Source organism: Flavobacterium sp. GCM10022190, from assembly GCF_042656445.1.
Taxonomy (GTDB): domain Bacteria; phylum Bacteroidota; class Bacteroidia; order Flavobacteriales; family Flavobacteriaceae; genus Flavobacterium; species Flavobacterium nitratireducens.
The window spans coordinates 158,765-181,697 of sequence record NZ_JBHSOQ010000002.1 but is presented as its reverse complement, the minus strand read 5'-3'; the positions used below and the strand labels follow the sequence as shown (position 1 = coordinate 181,697).

Below are 22,933 nucleotides of genomic sequence, written 5' to 3'. Positions count from 1 at the left end.
CCGTATTATAATTATATTGAGTTCCCTATACCAACTAAAACGATTGATAAAAACATTAATCCGATTCCGAAAAAGAAAATCTGATAGGTCTTTTTAGAAACCCCTTTCCATTCTTTCAAGTAGAATCCCCAAAAGTTTGCCGTCAAAATAATAGTAGACATGTGTAAAATCCATGAACTAGCTCCATTACCTAACTTACTTTCACCCATTCCGTAGAAGAAAAATTGTAAAAACCACATGGTACCAGCGATACCAGAAAATAAAACATTTTTAGCTATTGGAGTACTTGTATTAGTATAGTCGCCAAAGGTTTTATTTTTAAAATTAAGATACATACACCATAAGAAATTAGTTGTAAGTCCGCCCCAAAGCAATACCACATAGGTTACATTGTTTTGAAATAAAAACTCACCCTGACCTGGATTTAAAGCTTTCCAAGCTTCATTTGCTGTATCTGCCATTGGTTTTCCTGATTCAATACCAAAATTGAAGAATGAACTTAAAATACCTGAAATAATAGCGATTATAAGTCCCTTTGCCAGATTAAAATCTTTATCCTTATCTTCATGTCCTACAGCAAAATCTTTCTCTTTAAGTGTACCTGCTTTACCTAATAAAACAATTCCTAAGATGCAAACTAAAACGCCTAACAACACTAACTGTCCTCCAGCTGTAGATGCCATCTCTGTAAAGGATTCTTTTCCTTCAATTGGATTAAAATTATAATATATTGGTGGTACTAATGCCCCAAAAGCAGAACAAAACCCTAAGGTAATCGAATTCCCTAAAGACATCCCTAAATAACGTACTCCAAGACCATACGTTAATCCTCCAATACCCCAAATTAATCCCATGGTATAAGTAACAGTCTTAACGGTAGGAGCAGCTAAGCTAATAATTTCTGTAAAATTTGGAATAGTCAAATAAGCTGCCAATGGCGGAACGATTAACCAAGAAAAAAAACCACCAACAATCCAGTAGCTTTCCCAAGCCCAGTCTTTTACCTTTTTAAAAGGCATATAAAAACTTCCCGAAGAAAAACCTCCTATTGAATGAAAAAGTATACCAAGAATTGATTCCATAAATTATTATAAGTTAAAGGTTGTGTAATAGAATTGTAAAATAAAAGAAAAGGAAAATTAAAACTGTCCTGTACAATCCTTGTCTCAGGGTAAAAAATATATTTTTTTTAAGTTTCTGACAGATTAAATACAAAATGTGAAATTCTAGGTATCGTTTTTTAAATATTCAGAATAGCTGTTTTTTTACAAAACTTACAGTGACCCCCTCAAAATCAACGAAAAAGGATTTTCAACGTGCTCTCTAGAGTTATTTAAAATTAAATGAGCAGCTGTTTTCCCCATCATTTTAAAATCGGTAGAAATTGTAGTAAGACCATTCATAATATAATTTTTCAGAGGAGTTTCATTGTAAGATATCAAACCTACCTGCTTGCCTACTGCTAGGTTTAAGCTGATTATTTTATCTAAGATCTTAACTAAATCTTCTTCCATAAGATTAATATATACTTCTCCCTCGTTGACCTCTTCATCATCAAGATTGCTTACGATTTTAAAATTAAAAGCATAGTCATAACAAAAATTCTCAAAACCTTTTGCTATTTCTTTTGGAAAATAACTATCCACTGGAAAAACCAATTTTAAGGTGTGGTACTTACTCAAAGGTTTTAGCGCTTCGCTTAACGCCTTATAAATATCTTGTTCAAAATTTTCATAAACAGCAGCATATTCACCAGTAATCCCTTTTATTTTTTTTCCTACAAGTACTAATTTTTCTTTTGGAATTCCGTCAATTAGCAATTGATAATCATCTGATTTTTCTATAAAGTGAGGAATAATCACATAATGAGTATAATCCGTCTTTTGCTGATTCAATAACTTTTTAAACAATGCATAGTCATTATTATAAACGTAAAAATCAATGGCAGCTTTATCAGCTAAAGTTTCAACAAAAGCATCATAAACAATTTTTTTATGAGCACTTAATTTGTTAAACATCAAAAAAATTTTAATATCCTGAGATACATCAGTATTAGCTACGAAATACCCTTTACCTTGAAAAGCTTCCAAAATCCCTTTTTTTCGTAGTATATTATATCCTTTTTCTATGGTAACTCTAGACATTTCATACTGAAAACTAAGTTCATTGATAGATGGCATAGAGTCGCCCTTTTTTAAAATCCCTTTTTTAATAGCATTTAATATCGCATTCACTAATTGCTGGTATTTTGGCGTGGCAGAAAACTCATCAATAGCAAGACTTTCTAATTTCAATTTTCTTTTCATCTTGAGTTTTTGAAAAAATTACATTTGGTAACGTTTACATTTTTTATTTTAAAACAAAAATACTCTCAAAGATAGTAATTTCATTAAAAAAAAAGCTTGTTCCTTTAATAAAGAAACAAGCTTTGAAATTAATTTTGAGTTGCAATTAATATTTAATCCATTTGACTGTATTATTATTAAAAACAACTTTAATGTTTTTTGATTCAGTAGAATAAAAAAGTTCTTTAACGGGTACTAATTCCTGACTACTCCACTTTTCTCCTGATTTTTTCCATAGCATTAATGTGGCGTAAACATTCGCTTGTTCGTTTTTAGGAACAAAATTAGTGACAACATTAATAACTGAACTTTCGTTGGCTTCTGGATGCAAGTCTTTTGCCTGAACTACTTCTGATTTGTCCCAGCCTAAAAGCGGAATCATGGCTAATTGATATTTTCCATTATCAATAATAGTTACTTCATGATTTTTAACTTTTCTAATAGTCGTTTTAATTTCACCCTTTAACTTTGGTAAGGCATAGTGTCCCAATCGCATTTGAAGTGGTACTGAACTATTATTTTTATCCACTCTTAAAATTCCGTTTGCCAAAGGAATATCCGCCAGATTGAATTTTACATTCGAATCGGTTTCTAAAACAACATCGCGATAATAAATACCATCTTCAAATTTCTTAAAAGTATATAAGCGGAAGGCTTCCCATTGGTTCGCTTTATTTTTGATAACATAATTCATTGCTACTTCTCCGTTTGCTCCATCGGCTTGCCAAGGGAACGCACTGATGTAAGAAAGGCGGTTGTAATTTTCTGTAGACCGGAATTTTTGCCAGTCGTCTTTAACCTTTTCATGACACCAGGCTCTCACTTCAGAAGCGCCAATATTTGGATAATCTGTAATTAGAATTTCGGAAACGCCCTGAAATTTATTGTACACTTCATCTTTCTTAAATTCAGTATCCCAGGCACCATTATTTTCTTTGGCTGTCCAAAACGGATTATCATCAGGAATCAATAATCCGAAAAAGATTTTTCCCATCCAGTAAACACTTCCGCGACAGCTGTAAATTTGTACCGCTGGTTCAAAAGGGCCATACATGCCAAGTGTAGGAACTTTGTCTTTCATAAAATCAGGATGGGTGAAAAATTGTTTAATCACTCCCGAAGCTATTCTTCGCATCCAGCCATAATTTATTGACGAATCGTTTTGAAAACCCATTAATGGAAACGGAATAACGGCTCCTACTCTATAACTCATACTTCTTCCCCACATAATCATTTCGCCATTTTTGCTAAACAAATAAGGGTAATTAGCATTTAAATCGCTAAAGTTCTTTGTAAACTTGGCTGCATATTCTGGGTAGTATTGCTTTCCAAAATATTCAGACCACATCATTCCATACATTTGAAAAGCCCACATACTATAATAATCATACGCTGGACTGTCATTGTACCAGCCATTTCCCCGATAATCTTTCAAAGACTTGTCCAGATATTCTACTAATAATTTTTCATTAACTACATAACCTTGTTGCTTGAAGAAACTCAATACAAAAATGTTGAAAAACTTCCAATTAGAATTCACCGTTGGTCCATCACCGTAGCTTAACATGGTTCTAGCCAAAGCATCTTTTTGTTCTTGTGACATAGGATTCCATAACACTTCTGGATTCACTAATAAAGAAATAGACAATGCGCCAAACTCTACTAAATTCTGACTAGGACCTCCATTTTTAGAACGAGGAACAATGTAAGACGCACTTTGAGGATTTGTTAATTGAGTAATTTGGTAACGGTAATAATCGGCAACTTTAATATTATTAATTGTTAATGAAGGATTCTCTTTTAAAAGCGGAGCAGCAACAAATAAGGTTCTACACAAACCTTCTAATTTTTCTGTAGGTATCTGCCCTTCATTCTGTGGATAACTTTTTCCTTCCTGTTTAGGAAACTTCATAGGATCATCAAGAGATTGGATATAACTAAAAGCACCTTCTAAAAGATACATAGCAGCATCTTTCCAATGTTGTTTGGTCATTCCTGTTTCAGGACTTAATTGAAAATCGGGATTTTTTATTTCGAAAATCGAATTTGTCGATTTTTCAACTATCTGTTGCGCCCAGATTGGCAATCCAAAAAGCAATACTAAAACGAGAAGTTGGCGGTTTTTCATAGATTCTAAATAAAATTTTGGTTATAGCAATTTTTCAAAGATAAAAGGTCAATCCAATAAATTGAACTACTACCTACCAGTTTGTTGCATGAATAAAAAAAGGAAAGTCACTTTTTTAATAGTACTTTCCTTTTTAGAGTTATAAAATTATAATTTAATTCTATTTAAGAGGATTAATTCCAGAAAGAGTTGGAACCACTTGCTTAATTGTCCCATCTGAATTAAATTCTAACTTATCAATACATACTTCACGATGAAAACCAGCAGCATCACCCATATTTATCCCGTTAGGGTAAGGGAAACGGTGATAAACAATATACCACTCATCTTTGTTCGGAACTTTAACTACTGAATTGTGCCCTGTCGCATAAATACCTTGTTCTTTATTTCCTTGAATTACAATATTGTCCTTAGGAATTTCAATAGGCCCTACTGGAGATTTTGATGTTCCATAACGAACTTTATAATTTGGACTTCTGGTATCATCTTCACTCCAAAGGAAATAATAAATTCCATTACGATATATAATATAAGTACCTTCTCTAAAAGTTCTATCTACAGCTATTAACTTAGTCGTTCCTTCCTTGAAAGATACCATATCTTTATTCAATTCGGCAACGGCCATATATCCATTACCCCAATACAAATAACTTTTACCTGATTTAGGATCTGTAAAAACATCTGGGTCAATTTCCTGACCACCTTTTGCTCCTTCAGGACGAGAACTCACTAGAGCTTTACCACTGTCTTTAAAAGGACCTGCTGGATTATCTGAGACAGCTACACCAATTTTTTGAGCAGCAGTAAAATAATAGAAATATTTGTATTTGCCTTTTATTTTTTTCTCCACTATACAAGGTGCCCAAGCATTTCTATTAGCCCAAGACACATCTTTTTTAAGATCTATGATTATAACTTCCTCTTTCCAATCAACTAAATTATCAGAAGAAAAAGTCTTGAAATAGTAGCCTCCCCAACCATCAAAACCATCACTGGTAGGATAAATATAATATTTCTTAGTTTTATTCGAATATAAAACCTCTGGATCTGCATAAAATCCTTCTAAAACTGGATTATTATTGATTTGTGGATAAGCCGCTGGTTTACCCCACTTAGCAATTAATCGTTTTAATTCAGAACGTGTGATAGGTAAAATCGTTCCGTGACGTGGATGAAAATCCATTGAAATTTCATTATCAATCACTGTAAAATGTTCCAAATCTTTGGTTTTAGTAAATTGATATTTCCCTTTCATGTACATATCGTACATCAAAATATATTCGTCAGAATGATTCAGTTTAAACACACTTGCTCCTTCAACAGCTTCTTTTGTTTGTTGCAAATAATTATCATTTTCAGTCCAATTTCCAGAAGTTAAATCTTTAGAAGTAGCGACTTTAATACCTGGAGTCTTTGTTTCGGTTTTGTAAAACAAATGATAAACACCGTCTTTTTCGATTATATCCCCATCAATACAAGCATTTTTAGACTTTGGCACAAATAACACTTTTGGCTCTGATTCCAAAGCTGTAAAATCCTTATTAGCGTATGCATAATAAATTATATCTGGCCCCCCTGCATGCTGCATACTGAAATAAATCATGTATTTACCCGTTTTTGCATCATAAATAGTTTGTGGCGCCCAAACTCTCTTCAAATTTTCATTTCCTGAAAAAGTGGTTTGGATATTTACTACACTACTTTTCCAATTTACTAAATCAGTACTTTTTAGCAACACCATTGCACGGTTAGAATCCCAACCTTTTGAAGAGGTCATATCAGTCAAAACCATGTAAAAGGTTTTACCGTCTTCTCCCCTTAAAATGTGTGGGTCACGAACACCACCAGTAGAACTAATTAATTTACTATCTATAACAGGTTTGTTATCATTTAAATGATAATAATGATAGCCATCAGGACTTATGGCATAACGAACAGCCTCTTCTTCTACACTATTTCCTGTGAAATACACAAACAAATAAGCTGTTAAATCTTTTTCGGCAACAACAGGTGGAACACCCGATTTATTTTGTGCTTTTGAAAAGCTAGTTATAAGTAAGAATAAAACTAAACTGAATTGTATTTTACGCATTATTTTTTTGATTTTAATTTATATAAAACTGAACCATGTTCTTTTACAGATACCACAATTTCATCTTTTACTAAACCTAGTTTTTCACCCGTCCACATATTAGTAATTTCAGCAGAAGTGATTCCTAAATCAGCTAAACGAACAGACACATCTCTAAAATCTCTGTCTGAGATATTAAACAAGGCCAGGTAAATACTTTTATCTTTAGGATTTCTTGAAGTTATCGCAACAGTACCATCCTTTTGGAAAAGTTGCTTTACATCAGTACTTTCACGGTGCATTTTTAAAACTTCAGCATTCGTTAATAAAGATAAAGTAAAAGCATCATTGCTAGGTAAATCTCCTCCAAAAAACAAGGGCGATTTAAAAATTGTAAAGAAAGTCATCAAGGTGTACTGCTCGTCCTTGGTTAGACGTGACATTCGATCTTCTCCTCGCTCTCCTCTTAACGAAATTCTTCCTAAAGGAATCATATCACAATCAGGCCAAGTTCCTGGCGCAATGTATGGATACCATTTTTGAGCTACATCCATTAAATGAGTTATGTGAGGCCAAGTATCCCAAACATCATCTACCATACGCCACATATTAGCATGTGAACTTACGTGGCTGGCAGCAGATATAGGAGTTTCACCTGGTGAAGTACTTAAAACAATTTTACGTCCACATTTATCAATCGCTTTTCTAATCAGATTAATTTCGGCTTCATGATAGGGTCTAGACAAATCATCAATTTTAATAAAATCGACACCCCATTGTGCATACAATTCGAATAATGAATCATAATATTCTTGCGCTCCAGGTTTATCTGCTAGAATTGTGTAATTGTCTTTTAACCATTCGCATTGTAAGGCTGTAGTGTATATTTGGTCAGCTGTAATTCCGTTAGCTCCCTTAATAGGTAATTTCTCTTCTACTGCTTTTTTAGGAATTCCACGCATAATGTGAATTCCAAATTTCAATCCTTTTTTATGAATATAATCCGCTAAAGGTTTAAATCCGTTTCCATCTTTTGCAGAAGGAAACCTATTCAATGCTGGTAAATATCTTCCATATTGATCCATTACATATCGTGGATCTTTCTGATTATACCCCCCTGCTTTATCATTTTCTACAAACCATCTAATATCAACAACAATATACTCCCAGCCCAGCTTTTTTAGGTTTTTAACCATATAATCAGCATTTGCTTTTACTTCATGTTCTTCAACTGTTGAGCCATAACAATCCCAACTATTCCACCCCATAGGAGGCGTTTGAGCCCATTGCTTAAATTCGTCTTTCTTTAAAACTGAGTTTTGCGCTTTTGCAAACAAAGACACCAGTACAACTCCCAATAACAATACTATTTTATTCTTTAATTTCATTTTGGTTAATTAATATGTGTTAATATTACACTTCAAATATAACGAAGTTTTTTTATTATAAAAATTAACCTGTCTACTAAAAAGTAAACAGGTCAATTTCTAAAAACGCCATTTTATTTATTTCTTTTTTTACTTTAAAAAAGAAACTATTTCACATTGATAGTTACTTCAGTTGCTTTTAACCAAGGACTAGTAAATTGAACTTTGATAGGTTCTGTACTGTCATTAGACTGAATATAGACTAAAATACGTCCATTAAAAACACGGTGAACATTATCAGTATAATCAGTCATATCACTATTATTTCCTGCTTCTAAGCCTAACAAACTAGCTTTACCACTGATAATTTTACATGTTATTTCATTATCAGAAAGCATCACTGGAATACCATTTTCATCGACAATTTGTAAAATTATTTCGGCTACTCCTTTGTCTTTATTAATTTGCTTATCTGCACTTTGAACTGAAATAGCATGAGGTTGTTTAGAAGAAGTGATTTCGTAACGGCTTACTTCTTTATTATTCTTATCTAAGCCCACAGCAACTAATTTTCCAGATTGATATGGAATATCCCATGAAATAATCCCTACTTCTTGATCGTATTCTTTAACCTCTCCAACTACTTTTCCGTTTAATTCTAAACGTGCTTTTGGTGCATTAGTATAACAAACTACTTTTACTTTTTGCCCTTCGTCATAATTCCACAATGACCAAGCATCCATGGAAAGGTGTTTTTTGTTTGTATCATTAGAAATATAAGTACCAATATAAATCATAGGTTTATTTGACCATAATGACTGACGGAAATAACCTCTTGGTTTAATGTTTCCAGCAAAATCAACTAATCCTGAATAAAAACCTCTAGAAGGCCATCTACCTGACTCTCCTAAATAATCAATACCAGTCCATAAAAACTGACCAAAAATATGTTCGTTATTTTTAACCGCTAACCAAGCTTCGTAATCATGACGATTTTCACTACCAAAAATCACACGATTTGGATATTTTTTATGATCCGATTGGTATTTACCTTCAGTATAATTATACCCTGTAATATCTAAAGCGCCTGGATATTCTGTTTCGTTAGACATTGCTACACCAGCTAAACCGGCAGTTGTAGGACGTGATTTGTCATATTTTTTTACAGCAGCCACTAATCTTTTTGCTATCCCGCCTAAACGCATCGCATCAGGCGCATCTTTTTTATAACCTCCGTAAGCAGCTTGAGAGAAACCAGTATCTTTTCCTCCATCTAAAACAGGATGAGAATAAGGATCGTTTGGATAATCTACTTCATTACCAATACTCCAAGCAAATACCGAAAGATGATTTCTATCGCGACGAACAAAATCTTCTAAATCTTTTTCGGCCCAATCAGCAAAAATATCAAAAGAACCTTCAAATCCTGGTGTTCCTACATTCCAACCTTCTAACCACTTACGTTTAGGGAATTCCCATTCATCATAAGCTTCATTTAAAACTAATAGACCTAATTGATCACAAAGCTCATAAAATAGAGGCGCTTGTGGGTTATGACTTGTTCTTATTGCATTGACCCCAATTGCTTTTAATGTTTTCAATCTTCCTTCCCAAACTTCTTTTGGAATTGCCGCCCCTAATACACCAGCATCATGATGCAAACAAACACCTTTAATCTTCATCCAATTACCATTTAAAGCAAAACCTTTATTAGCATCAAATGTAAAACTACGGAAACCAGTTTGTGTCAACGAATGATCAATAAGCTTTCCTCCATTTAAAACAGACGTTTTTAATTGATACAAATTTGGATTTTCAATATCCCATATTTTTGGATTATTAACCTTTAATTTAGTAGCAATTTTTCCATTTTGATTAGCAACTACAGCAATAGAATTGGTGCTTTTAGCAACAATTGTTCCATCATTCGATATCAACTCATTAACAACCGTTAAATTTGCTTTTTGATTAGAACTATTTTGAACTTCTACTTCAACATTTAAAATTCCTGTTTTTTTAGTTACTTCAGGAAAAGCATAAACACCCCATTGGGCAATATGAATTGGGTTAGCATACACTACCCAAACATCTCTATAAATCCCAGAACCAGTATACCAACGAGAATCGGCACTTTGACTATGGTCAACACGAACAGCAATACTATTTTCAGATCCGTATTTAATATATGGAGTTGCATCGTATGCAAAAGAAATATATCCATTAGGACGTTTTCCTAAAGAATGTCCGTTGATAAAAACTTCGCTTCTGTTGTAAACTCCTTCAAAATACAAGAATACTTTTTCACCTTTTTTTGCTTCAGGCACGTTCAAAGATTTTCTGTACCAAGCAATACCTCCGGGTAAAAATCCAGTTGCACTTGCTAAAGTAGGACTTAATTGTCCTTTAACACTCCAATCATGAGGAATTGAAACTTTTTTCCACTTACTATCGTCATAAGTTGGATTTTGAAAATCTTGTTTGTCTTGTAGAATAAATTTCCACTGTTCATTGATTTTTTTAGCATCCCCAAATCCAATTTGGCTAAAAACAGATACATTCACAAAGGTGAGAATTGCTAAAAAGATTTTTTTTGGTTTTGTCATAATTGTTTTTTGATATATAGATGGTATTAAAATTTCAAAACTTCTTTACAAAATCATAAAGAAGCAAAGAAAAGATTAAATTATAGTTAACAAGAGGGGGAAATTCGCAAAAAAAAGGGGAAATTCTCTTTTTAATTATAATTCCCAACGTAGGTAACAACAGATCTTGCTGGAATTTCGACATTATCCGTATTTACTGCTGCCAACTTTTTCAAACTCATTGTTGCTGAAGTTACATAAGGTGTCAATTTATTGTCTACAATTTTTCCTCCTGATAGATTCAAATTATAAACTCTAGTAGATTCGCTCATGTTTACTGCAACAATAACTATTTTTTTGTTTACTTCATCCTTATAAGCTGTTATCATTGTATCTGTAATAGCCGATTCATTATTTAAATTAGGAATAAGAATTCTTTGCATACCTGGCTTTACAAAGAAAGAAAAATTTCCCAAAGCCCATAGCGTTTTAGAATCTCTAACAAAACCATCAAACTTACAATAATTTGCATCACCAGCTCCTTCTGTAATTCCATTATCCACATAAACTAATCCATCCTTATAATCACCACGACTTACTGCTGTCCACCATTGCCATGATGTAACTCCTCCAATTGAAATATCGGTACTAATAATGCGAGCTACCCATAACGCAGTTCTCATTCCTAAATCTCTTCCTGGACCAGCACCATCTGGTAGTTCTGCAGTTCCTGGATTTTCAAGAATAGAATATTCAGATGCCCATACACTCAATCCAGAAATACTACTAGCTCTGTTTGCTAAAGCCTTTCGTGATGAAATCATTTCGCTTAAAGGCCAAACTTGCCAATAACTATGACCAGAAATAGTTTTCTTTACATTACTCAAACCAGCTATATTTTTAGTGGAGTTTGGTGCGAAAAAATAGTCTATCTGATTTGATCTATTTTCTTTACCTGATACCGTCTTATAAAGTGGTTCAAATGCACCTGCTTCACCCACAACTATTTTAGAATTCAAACCTTTCTCTTGTAATTTTGAAGACAAAATTTTAACAAAACTATAAATATTAGCATTAGATGCAGGGGAACCCTCTTGACCAGATCCATCCCACTCATATTGTGGTTCATTAAATGGACTCACATAATCAATAGTCAAATTGTGAACTGTGTTTAATTTTTCGATAGCATTTACCCAAAAATCAGCTAACTCAGGCATTTTCCCATCTGTTAAATTGTAAAAAGTATTTATGCTTGCATGTGCTTTACCATTTTGAGTCAAATAGACTGGAGCACTGTTTGTAAAAGCTAATAATTTATCGACTCCACGATTTTTTGCAGCTTTCATGAACCAAACTTGCCCTTCTTGCTTACTCATATCATAAGTTAATCCATCAATGGTAAAACATTCTGTACGTCTCCATTCATCAATAATATCACTAGCGTCTCCTTGTTCAGTACTTCCAGCACCAAGATTAAAACGCCATAAAGACAAACCAATCCCTTTAGGATTACCCTCGCTATCAACTTCTTTACTAAACAATAAATCAGCAATAGCATTTCTCTTTTCTATTGGCCAATTTTTTCCAATATTATTACATTGCCAAGCATCTGAAGCTCCAAAGCCTTCCATTGTTTGAAGACTCATATCTAAATTAATCGTAAGTTCTCTAATCACTGAAATTTCAGAATCTGATTTCTCTTCATTATCAGAAGAACAACTAAATTGCAATATCGATGTAAAAAGTAAGCCTACTGATAGTAGACTTACTTTACTTTTATTTAAAAAATTCATTTTAATAATTTGGATTTTGTTTAATAATTCCTCCACTTAAGTCAATTTCTAATTGTGGAATTGGCCAAACCAAATGCTTAGTAGCGTCAAAATTAATTCCTTTATCTTGAGCTTCTCTAGTATTTGTGGTTTCATAAGGATCGGTAGAATTTAAGTTGTAGCGAACAAACGTTCCGTTAGGTCCCATCAACATTTCGATAACACGTTTACCTGTACTTGGATCTTTTTGTCTTCTAATATCAAATAAACGTAATCCTTCGAAAGCTAATTCTAAACGACGCTCTTTGTAAATTTTTCTCAACAGATTTGGTCCTGCCATTCCTTCTACTGGATCTAAATCCACACGTGCTCTAACAACATTAATATCTGCCATAGCGCCTTCAGCATCATTTAAATGATAATTAGCTTCTGCTCTTGTAAGATACATTTCGGCCAAACGAATTAATGGCACATTCAATGGTAAGTGTCCATCTTTCTTGTCTAATGCACGACGAGTTGCTATTGGAATGTAGTATTTACGAATAATACGTCCTGACTTATTATCATTCAAACTGAATTTATGAGTTGGATTTAAAACTTCATCACCATAAGCAGCTTCACCCCATTTTGTAATGGTACTTCTACGACGGATTACATCTCCTTCAGAGATATAAGCATTTTCTAAATCACTTGTTGGCATACACCATCCCCATCCATCAAGAACATCTGCGGCATCGTTACTTGGGAAATACTTTTTATCCTCTCCTCTAGCACCAGATAAAGTTGGTAATGCACATCCTAAATTCTTATCCTGAACACTCGAAGATTGAGCCTCTAAAATAGACTCTACTCCGTTATGATTATTAACATCCCAAATATTTACGAAATTTGGCTCTAATAAATAAGGTCCTTCAGTTATTACTTTATTAGCATACAGTTTAGCTTCGGCCCACTTTTCCTGAAACAGGGATACACGTGCTAATAAAGCATAAGCAGCCCATTTATTAATTCTTCCGTTTCTAAATACTTCTACTTCTTCTAATTTTTCTGCAGAAGCTTTAAGATCTTTTTCAATTTGTTCATATACTTCGGCAGCAGTACTACGTGCCAATTTTAAATCACTTGTGCCAAGTACCGTTGTATACAATGGAACACCACCATAGTTATTAACTAATTCATAATAACAATAAGCGCGAACAAATAATGATTCCCCTACATACTGATTTCTTTGAGACTCGCTTATAGGCGCCATTTCCATTTTAGCCAATCCAATATTACAAGATTGAATCGTATAAAAATGAGCTGTATACATACTATTCATATCGCCCATATTATCCGGAGTAATAAGGTATTGCGATGCTGGTCTATGAGCCCCACTATCTTGACCTGTATTTCCCATCCAAGCATCATCTGTTGCCATTTCATTTGTTACTCTTGGAGCAATCAAAGTCCACCAATCATTAGGCAACAACAATCTATGAGTTAGCTCATTCACATAATTTTCACATTCTTGTGCTGTTTGAAAATAATTCTCTAATGTTTGTGTACCTCTTGCATCCTTTTCAATAAAATCACTGCAGGAAACTGCAACTGCAGCAAATGTTAATATCGAAACTATTATTTTTTTCATACTTTTTTTAAATTAAAATGCTACATTAATACCCATCAAAACAGTTGGTTGAACTGGGTAATTCCATCCTCCAAATCCTGATCCTAGAACTCCACCACCAACTTCAGGATCTACACCTGAATATTTTGTCCATGTCCATATATTTTGACCTGATAATGACACTCTCAATTTGTCAAAGCCAAATTTATTATAGAAAGAATAACCTAACTGAAGGTTTTTCATACGAACGAAAGAACCGTCCTCTACATATAAGGATGAGAATTTTGTAAAGTTTTCATTGTTATCATCTTTAGAAAGTCTCGGAATATAATTTGAAGTTCCTTCACCATGCCAAGCCATTTGATCTAATCCACTTACTTTATTTGTTAGACTTGCTCCATTATATAAGTCAGATATGTTTTGGTTTACCAATTCATTTCCAATACTTGAATAGAAATTAGCTACTAAATCAAAGTTTTTGTAAGCAAAATTCAAGTTTAAACCAATATTGTAATCAGCCCATGGTGAACCAATTTTAGTTCTATCCTTATCATCTAGTTTACCATCGCCATTTACATCTTTAAAACGTACATCTCCTAATTTTGCATAAGGTTGAAGTTTTGTACCATGCTCATCAGTATGTGAGTTCAATTCTACTTGATTTTGGAATAAACCATCAGCTACATACCCGTAAAAATAACCTGGCTCATCATCTTGAATAGTTAAAGTTCTGTTACTTGAACCATACAGTTTTTCTCCTTCAGTAGATAATGAAACCATTTTTACGTTAACGGTTGTAAAAGTCAAATCGGCACCATAAGAGAAATCACCTTTCTTGTCTTTATAAGATAAAAGCAAATCAATTCCGTTAGAGCGCATAGAACCAACGTTTGTCCAAATTGTTGCATAAGAAGGAAAACCACTATAAGTAGGGAACTGCTTTACGAACAACATGTCTTTTGTTGTTTTTTGATAATATTCTAATGAACCTGAAATTTTGTTTTTCCAAAGACCAAAATCAAGACCAAAGTTGATATCTTCTACAATCTCCCAACGAATATCTTTGTTAGCCATTGTAGATGGATATGAAGTATCTACAACATTTCCATCAATAACATAATAGCCTTGCCCTATATTTGATTGGTAAACGGAAGCTGGTAAATTTTGATTACCCACTCTACCCCAACCTGCCCTAAAAGTTAAGTTGTTTATGGTTGAATTTAAATCTGTCATGAAATCTTCATTCGAGATTCTCCATGAAGCTGATGCTGCTGGGAAATTAGCCCATTTGTTATTTGCCATAAATTTAGAAGAACCATCACGTCTAAATGAAGCTGTCAAATAATATTTACTATCAAAATTATAAGAAAGTCTTGAAATATATGACATTAAAGAACTTGACCAACTTGTACCACTACTGTTACGGTTTTTAGTTGCAGCACTTAATTCTCTCATCGTTTGTGAATTATTAGGCACTCCCTCTCCATACCCCCAAACATCAGAGGAATCATAATTTTCCATAGTTAAACCAGCCATAAAACTAGCATTGTGTTTTTCAGCAAAAGTTTTTGAATACGTTACTGTAGATTGCCATGTCCAATCTACATTTGTAGTTGCTTTTCTTTCGACACTGTTAATTTCAGCTTTTTCATGAGCTGCATCAATTACAAAATCAGGACTAAATTTATTCCAAATTTTGTTTCCAAATTCAACAGATCCCTGTGTTCTTATAATCAAACCTTTAATTGGCTCATACTGTAAATATGCATTCGAATTCAAATTATACAAATTATTATAATCATCATATCTTTTAACCGAAGCAACTGGATTCCAAACATAGGATGGAGAACGAGCATATATACTGTATTCATTTTCAGTACCATTTAATTGATCTGCTCTTTTATAAATTGGTGTAATTGGATCTATCTTAACAAAATCTGCCCAGTTTCCTGGTGCTCCCCAAGTTTCGTAACGTGGATTTAAAGTTACTCCAGCTGAAAATTTATCAGTAAATTTAAAATCATTAGCAATTCTAGCTGTAACTCGTTTCCATCCCCCAATTTCGTAAAATGAATCAGAATTATAATAGTTTAAACTAATAGCATAGGTATTTTTTTCAGAACCACCAGAAACTCCTATAGAAGCATTAGTTACAGATGAATTTTTATTAATTCCTGCTCCCCACCAATCTGTAGTTTTTCCTCTGTATTGTTCAGCATTTGGTAAGTACTCTGAATAACCTGAATTAGTATATGCAGTATTCAAAATATTAGCATAATTCTCTGCATCGGCCATATCGTAAGGTTTATTCATAATTTGATAACCTGTACTCATATCAACAGTAAACTTTGTTTTACCAGCTTTACCTTTTTTAGTAGTAATTAAGATAACACCATTAGATGCACGAGAACCATAAATAGCACTTGCAGAAGCATCTTTTAGTACATCCATCGATTCAATTTCGTTATTACTAAGGAAATTAATACTTGTTCCCATAGGAATACCATCCACTACATAAAGAGGATCTGTACTTAAATTTACAGTTGAAATTCCACGAATTAATACTCTAGGCTGAGCACCAGGACCACCAGCTCCAGTAATTTGAACCCCTGCAACTTTCCCTTGCAGCGATTCGGTAACATTACCTACTGTCATTGTTTGGAGTTCTTTTCCTTTAACAGAAGCGATCGAACTAGTTACATCTTTCTTTTTTACAGTTGCGTAACCTACTACCACTACTTCATCTAAAGTTTGATTGTTTTCTAATAAAACAACATCTATTGTTGTTTTTTGATCAACTTTAATTAATTGTGTACTAAAACCAATAAAAGAAAATTCTATTTGAGAATCTTTATTAGGAACTACAACACTATAGTTTCCATCAAAATCAGTCGAAGTAGAAGTTTGTGTTCCTTTAACAAAAACATTTACCCCGGGAATTGGAACAGCCATTTTATCTTTTACTGTTCCTTTAATTGTAATTTGTGCAAAGGTTGTTGCGCAGCATAGCACGGCTATCAACAACCCTATAAATTTATATTTCATCTTTAAGTTTATTTAATAAATGTTATGGATATAACTAATTATTTTTTTGTAATAAAAGCTCTTTCTAGTTCAGTATCGAGAACCACTTTATAAACACCCGGAGCAGCAGGATATTTAGCATTTCCATTTGAACCCGGCGACATGGTAGCAATACCATTTTTAATCAATCTCCAGGATGGACTCCACCACTGACCTGTAAAAGTTCCTTCCATTGTACCTGTAAGTGTATATTCACCTACTAATTGATATGGATTGTTTGGATTATTAGCCAAATGCAATCCTTTTTGTTGCCATGCATCCCAAGTATCCCATGTTGCGCCTTGAATACCTCCTCCACAAATACTTACGAAAGGTCTTCTTAATGCTTCATTATCGTGCCACAAACCATTTGCTACATCTGCCCAAACTTTAGATGACGGCGTGTATTTTGAAACTGTATAAACAAGAGTACTTGGATTAACTTTTATTTTATAATATCCTTTAGTAGGTAAAATTATTGGTGAAGCATTAACATCATCAACTAAATTTCCTGAACCATTCAATCCAAAACAGTGAGGAGCAAAATCTGACTCTTGTCCTAAGAAATAGATTTGTTTATTATCTGTATCAGCATAATATTTAAACTCAAAATCTTGTCCGCTTTTTTCGTGGAAATACATCGGTACACCAACAGCATCTGTTGTTAAATTAGTCCCTTTTGGTTGATCACATAAATAAATTGCTGGGTATTCATTAGTGGCTACTACATTTATATTTAAAGTCCCCATATTAGGAATCGCAAATTTATCTTTTGCAGTAATAGTCAAAACATATTGGGCAGCAGTTACAGGCAAATTATAAGTTTTGTTAAATGTGTATGACTGCGGGGAACCTGTTAACTGGATCAATTCATCAATATTTAAAGCTTCACATTTTACTTCGATATAATCAATTCCTGAATCATCATTCACAACAAAATTAACCGGTAATTCAGTACTGGATGATAATAAAATCACTGCACCTTCTTTAGGTGTAATCATGCTAATTGCAGGAGCACTAAATTCGCCATCCAAACGTAAATCAATCTCCTGATCAATTTCGTTACCGGAAACATCTGTAATTGTTAATTTAATTTTAAAAGCCTCTGATGTTCCTCTATCAGCTGGGACTTCAAAGAAATAACTCAAATCATAGGTAGTCAAAAGAGGTTCCGTGGCAAAATTGATTGTTTTATCTAAACTCAATTCCGGAATTTCAATTCTAACACTCTTTAGACCTAAATCATCATTTAAAGTCGCTTTGATTTCAAATTTTCTATTTGGAGCTCCATAAATTTCATTGGTTGATAACGAAACGGTAGGGTCTGCTGAAGCAGGATAAGCTGACTCATCATTTTGACATCCTGAAAAAAGAATAACAAAAAAAGTGAGTAAACATAAATACGAGATTTTATTCATATGTTTTCAATTTTTAAAGCCTGTTCGTATACAAAAATGGCTGGTTAGTTTAATAGTTTTTCACAATTTTAATCTATAATAAAATTTCATTAACTTTCTATAATTTTCATACCTTGGATTTTAGTTTGCTAGTTAATAATTAGTGTTTAATGGTCTACAAATTTTACGATAACTTAACATAAAAGAAATTTACTATTCTAAAAAAAAAGCTATCAGCTTGGCAAAGAAATAACCAAATATGATATTAAAAAGGGGGTAAATTGGAATAAAAAAGAGGTGAAAATCGCAAACTTCAAGGGTAAATTTGTTAAAAAAAACTATTTAACAAAATAAAACGCTGTATTTATATAATATCCAAAAATTAAACTGTATTTTTTAATTATACACAAAAAAATCCTAACATGTATTAACAATATTAGGATTTCAAACTTTAATTTATTTATCTAAAGGAATTTACAATTAGCTAAAAACTATTTGATAACATTCATATCTTTATTAAACGAATCTTTATACTTTTTTATATATGCTGAAGGAGTCATACCAAAGAGTTTTACAAATTGCTGTCTAAAATACTTTTGATCTTCAAATCCCACTATGGTACTTGCTTCAGCTATATTCATATCTTCTGTTAACAAAAGCATTGCTGCTCTTCTCAAACGTATGGATCGAATAAAGGCATTTAAAGTTTCACCTGAAATAATTTTTATTTTAGCATACAGACTTCGATGACTCATACCTATTTCGGTTGCAAAAGTTTTAATTGTAAAATCTCGATTCCCAATATTGGCTTCAACAATTTCGATACATTTCTTTAAAAACTCTTGATATTCTGCAGGTACTTTATTTTCATTTTCCCTTAATGTAATACTATCTAAGAAATAATTTCTTAAATTTTTTCGGTTTTTTAATAGCGTGTTTACTCTTGCAATTAACAACTCATCATCAAAAGGTTTGGTAATGTAATCATCAGCTCCATCAGTAATACCCTGCAAATGCGTTTCTGGATTATTAGATGCCGTTAATAAGATTACAGGAATATGCGATAGATATTCATCTTCTTTTATCTTTCTACATAACTCTAACCCATTCATAACGTCCATCGCAATATCTGATATAACAATATCTGGCATGAATTTCTTAATACCTCTTAAACCTTCCTCTCCGTTTACGGCACTATAAACTATAAAATTAACCGAAAATAAATCAACTAAATAATTTCGAATTTCTGTATTATCATCTATTATTATTACCGATCTTTTTTCTGTTAGCATTTCTTTGTTCAACTTAGCCTCAATTTGCTCTGAATTAGTCTCGTCCTTGCCATCTACTTCATCCAATAAAAGCTCCTCAACTAACCCACTCATCTTAGGTGTTGCCGAACTAATAGGTATGTCATTAAAATGTTCATCTCCTTTTAATAATGCTAGAGTAAAACAACTTCCTTTTCCTAATTCACTCTCACAGCTAATTACTCCTTTGTGTTTATCAATAAAATACTTAACAATAAAAAGGCCTATACCAAATCCAGTACTAACAGAAACTTTCGAGTCTATTCGATTGAATTTTTCGAATATCAATTCAATATCAGCAGATGCAATTCCATGACCCGTATCTTCAACTATTAAAAAAGCTTGATTATCACTTTCTTTCAATTGCACTTTTACACTTCCTCCATCTTGAGTATATTTAAATGCATTTGATACTAAATTCAATAATGAAATTTCTAACTTTTCATAATCTCCAATAATAAAGACTTCATTTTGAGGAAGATCTAAATCATATGAAATATTTTTCTCTTGTGCCTGAACTACAAAACAACTGTAAACTTCCTTTGCCAAATCATTCATATTGATTTCAGAAAGTTTTAGCATATCTGCGTCATTCTCAGCCTTTCTAAAAAGCAATAACTGATCGACAAGACTTAACAAACGTCTAGCATTTCTAAAAGCAATCTTTAAATCATTACTAAAATTATTTTTTTGAACATCCTCCCTCTTTAAAACTTTTTTTAACGGATTTATAATTAAAGACAATGGAGTTCTAAATTCATGAGAAATATAGGTAAACATGGATAACTGCTTTTCGGCAATTTCCTTTTCTTTCTCTCGTTCAAATTCGGCTATTTTAATTTTAAATTTTAATTGCTCCTGATGTTTATTGTATCGTATAAAACTATGAACAATAAGGATTCCTGAAACTAAATAGAGAAAAAATGCCCACCAACTTCTATACCAAGGAGGTAAAACAACAATACGGACTAACGTTTCTGAAACATCAGTATTATTATTAAAATCAGATGTTTTGACCTTAAAATTATAAACCCCTTCTGTTAATCGAGGAAAATTAACTTTTCTATTTTTTCCTATTGTACTCCATTGTGTATCCCAACCTTCTAAAAAATAAGCATAGTTAATTTTATTAGAATCTGAATAATTCAAAGCTACAAACTCAATGGATAAAGAAGTTTGATCATAAGGCAATGTAATTTCTTTAATTTGCTGATTTTTAGTCCAAGCTGTAATTAAATTAGGTTTGGATTCAATAGGTTCATTATTGACTGTTAAATCAGATAGAAGAATCTTAGCATGAGTAAGTGTATTTTTAATATTCTCTGGGTAAAACAAATTAAAACCATTTATTCCCCCAAAAAACAACTCTCCAGTTGACAATTTTAATGCGGCATTGAAACTAAATTGATTGCTTTGCAAACCATCACTTTTCGAAAAATTTTGAAAAACATTACTTTTAGTATCAAATCTACTTAAGCCGTTATAGGTACTCATCCATAAGTTCCCTTTTTTATCCTCTAATATCCTCAAGATTGTATTTGAAGGCAATCCGTCAGCTGTTGTATACCTATGAAAAGTATTGTTTTTTCTATTAAATTTTAACAATCCACCTTCCTGTGTAGCAACCCAAAATTGTTTTTTAGAATCTTCTAATACACATCGAACAGGATATCCTATAGTAATTTTACCATGTTTTTTATTGGTTTTATCTAACCAAATTATTGACGAATAATTTCCTCCCCAAATCTTTCCATCTCGGGTTTCAGTCAAACATTGTAAATTAGTGATCCTTTTATCGTATAATGTGAATACATTTTTACTTCTATCAAATAAATACAAACAACCTTCATTAGTTGTACTTGCCCAAATATTTTTCTTAGAATCCTCAAACACTACCCAAACATTTTTCTCAACCTTTTTAGTAAAAGGGTTAAAACAAGAATAATGGGTTATTTTGTTTGTTTTAGGATCGATTCTATTGAGCCCTCCAGCCCAAGTTGACAACCAGACTTCATCATTAGCGTCACATATAACATTGGTTATAAAATTACTTGAAATTGCATTGCCTGAATTGGTTTTATAAACCGTATAACTATTATTTTTTCGATTCCAATAACGCAATCCTGCACCATCGGTACCAATCCATAAGTTTTGATTTTTATCTTCACAACCTGATAAAATAAAATTTTGAGCTAAATTATAGTCGTTAGAAATATACTTTATGGTTTTAAAATGTTTAGGCGATGCACTAAGCATACTTATTCCTCCTCTCAATGTACCTAGCCAAATGTTGCCCGTATAATCTTCATATATACTCCAAATTGCGCTACTTTTAACAATTGGTTGTGATGATTCATTCTTATATGGTACAGCTTTATTAAGGTTTTTATCCAATAAATATAAGCCGCAGCCATCTGTCGCAATCCAAATATTATTTTTCTTATCTACATGTACATTAGTTACGATACACTTATTTGAAAAATAATTTGGAGAAATTTTCAACGAAGTAGTATTAAACAAAAAAAGACCTTCATCTGTACCAATCCATAAATTACCGTCTTTATCTGCCTCAAAACACTTAACATCAAAAAGTAAAGGAACGACTAACTTCAATTTTTTTGTATTAAAATCAAAATTGCAAATCCCTAAATTTCTTACATAAACCCATGCAAATTGACCTTTCTTATCCTTTTGAATGGTTAAAGCATCATAATTTAATAGTTTTTTAGAACCTAAAAATAATGGAACCGTAATTCCTCTAAGCGAATTATTTTCAAAAACAATTAATCCTGAATTTTGAGCCGCTAACAAAACCATTTCCTTAGAAACTGACTTTATTTGGTGCACTTCATCCTTCAAAACAATCTCTTTTTCATCCGAATCCAATTTATACTTTACAGAATAAAATAATGATTTGGACTTATCATACACACTTGCTCCTTTATTTCCTCCTATCCAAATTTGTCTTTTTTCATCACCTTCCAGACAATAAATAGTGTTATTGGATAAGGAATTTGGATTATTTATCTCATTCCTAAATGTTTTAAATGTATATCCATCGTAACGATTTAAACCATCGTAGGTACCAAACCACATATAGCCATCGTTGTCTTGATAAATAGTTGTGATTGAGTTATTAGATATACCGTCAGTAACATCTAAAAAACGTATAGAATATTCTTGAGCAAAACCTACAATCGAAGAAAAAAGAAGTGTATATAATAAAGTTAAATATCTCAAAATAATTGATTTAGGATGTCAATTGGTATTTATTCAAATTAATTTAATA

At 32.5% G+C, this 22,933-nt stretch carries 11 protein-coding genes; all 11 read right to left on the bottom strand.

Going from position 1 to position 22,933, the window contains the following annotated elements:
- Nucleotides 1-11 precede the first annotated feature (11 nt).
- Nucleotides 12-1,082, bottom strand: a complete 1,071-nt coding sequence (rhaT, locus tag ACFPTQ_RS07785; protein WP_379775971.1) for an L-rhamnose/proton symporter RhaT — start codon at nt 1,080-1,082, stop codon at nt 12-14.
- A 192-nt stretch (nt 1,083-1,274) separates the two neighbouring features.
- Nucleotides 1,275-2,306 carry a winged helix-turn-helix domain-containing protein gene (locus ACFPTQ_RS07780; protein WP_379775968.1) on the bottom strand — a complete coding sequence of 344 codons (1,032 nt, stop codon included), beginning with the start codon at nt 2,304-2,306 and terminating at the stop codon, nt 1,275-1,277.
- A gap of 145 nt (nt 2,307-2,451) precedes the next feature.
- Entirely contained in the window at nt 2,452-4,473 is a 2,022-nt protein-coding gene (locus ACFPTQ_RS07775) for a DUF2264 domain-containing protein (protein ID WP_379775965.1), read from the bottom strand.
- Nucleotides 4,474-4,633: 160 nt separating this feature from the next.
- Entirely contained in the window at nt 4,634-6,565 is a 1,932-nt protein-coding gene (locus ACFPTQ_RS07770) for a family 43 glycosylhydrolase (RefSeq protein ID WP_379775962.1), read from the bottom strand.
- Nucleotides 6,565-7,932 carry a glycoside hydrolase family 27 protein gene (locus ACFPTQ_RS07765; RefSeq protein ID WP_379775959.1) on the bottom strand — a complete coding sequence of 456 codons (1,368 nt, stop codon included), beginning with the start codon at nt 7,930-7,932 and terminating at the stop codon, nt 6,565-6,567. The genes ACFPTQ_RS07770 and ACFPTQ_RS07765 overlap by 1 nt, the downstream gene beginning before the upstream one ends.
- 146 nt (nt 7,933-8,078) lie before the next feature.
- Nucleotides 8,079-10,514: a sugar-binding domain-containing protein gene (locus ACFPTQ_RS07760; protein WP_379775956.1), complete on the bottom strand. Its 2,436-nt coding sequence runs from the start codon at nt 10,512-10,514 to the stop codon at nt 8,079-8,081.
- Between the two features lie 131 nt (nt 10,515-10,645).
- Nucleotides 10,646-12,286, bottom strand: a complete 1,641-nt coding sequence (locus ACFPTQ_RS07755; protein ID WP_379775953.1) for a glycoside hydrolase — start codon at nt 12,284-12,286, stop codon at nt 10,646-10,648.
- A 1-nt stretch (nt 12,287) separates the two neighbouring features.
- On the bottom strand, nt 12,288-13,895 hold the full coding sequence (locus ACFPTQ_RS07750) for a RagB/SusD family nutrient uptake outer membrane protein (protein ID WP_379775950.1): 1,608 nt from the start codon (nt 13,893-13,895) through the stop codon (nt 12,288-12,290).
- 12 nt (nt 13,896-13,907) lie between these two features.
- On the bottom strand, nt 13,908-16,919 hold the full coding sequence (locus ACFPTQ_RS07745; RefSeq protein WP_379775947.1) for a SusC/RagA family TonB-linked outer membrane protein: 3,012 nt from the start codon (nt 16,917-16,919) through the stop codon (nt 13,908-13,910).
- A gap of 38 nt (nt 16,920-16,957) precedes the next feature.
- Entirely contained in the window at nt 16,958-18,355 is a 1,398-nt protein-coding gene (locus ACFPTQ_RS07740; RefSeq protein WP_379775944.1) for a hypothetical protein, read from the bottom strand.
- A gap of 470 nt (nt 18,356-18,825) precedes the next feature.
- Nucleotides 18,826-22,884, bottom strand: coding sequence for a hybrid sensor histidine kinase/response regulator transcription factor (locus tag ACFPTQ_RS07735; RefSeq protein WP_379775941.1), 4,059 nt, complete (start codon nt 22,882-22,884; stop codon nt 18,826-18,828).
- Nucleotides 22,885-22,933 lie beyond the last annotated feature (49 nt).

Bases quoted from the DNA above. Each gene is read 5' to 3' on its own strand.
- rhaT (WP_379775971.1), bottom strand. From the start codon at position 1,082: ATGGAATCAATTCTTGGTATACTTTTTCATTCAATAGGAGGTTTTTCT.
- ACFPTQ_RS07780 (WP_379775968.1), bottom strand. From the start codon at position 2,306: ATGAAAAGAAAATTGAAATTAGAAAGTCTTGCTATTGATGAGTTTTCT.
- ACFPTQ_RS07775 (WP_379775965.1), bottom strand. From the start codon at position 4,473: ATGAAAAACCGCCAACTTCTCGTTTTAGTATTGCTTTTTGGATTGCCA.
- ACFPTQ_RS07770 (WP_379775962.1), bottom strand. From the start codon at position 6,565: ATGCGTAAAATACAATTCAGTTTAGTTTTATTCTTACTTATAACTAGC.
- ACFPTQ_RS07765 (WP_379775959.1), bottom strand. From the start codon at position 7,932: ATGAAATTAAAGAATAAAATAGTATTGTTATTGGGAGTTGTACTGGTG.
- ACFPTQ_RS07760 (WP_379775956.1), bottom strand. From the start codon at position 10,514: ATGACAAAACCAAAAAAAATCTTTTTAGCAATTCTCACCTTTGTGAAT.
- ACFPTQ_RS07755 (WP_379775953.1), bottom strand. From the start codon at position 12,286: ATGAATTTTTTAAATAAAAGTAAAGTAAGTCTACTATCAGTAGGCTTA.
- ACFPTQ_RS07750 (WP_379775950.1), bottom strand. From the start codon at position 13,895: ATGAAAAAAATAATAGTTTCGATATTAACATTTGCTGCAGTTGCAGTT.
- ACFPTQ_RS07745 (WP_379775947.1), bottom strand. From the start codon at position 16,919: ATGAAATATAAATTTATAGGGTTGTTGATAGCCGTGCTATGCTGCGCA.
- ACFPTQ_RS07740 (WP_379775944.1), bottom strand. From the start codon at position 18,355: ATGAATAAAATCTCGTATTTATGTTTACTCACTTTTTTTGTTATTCTT.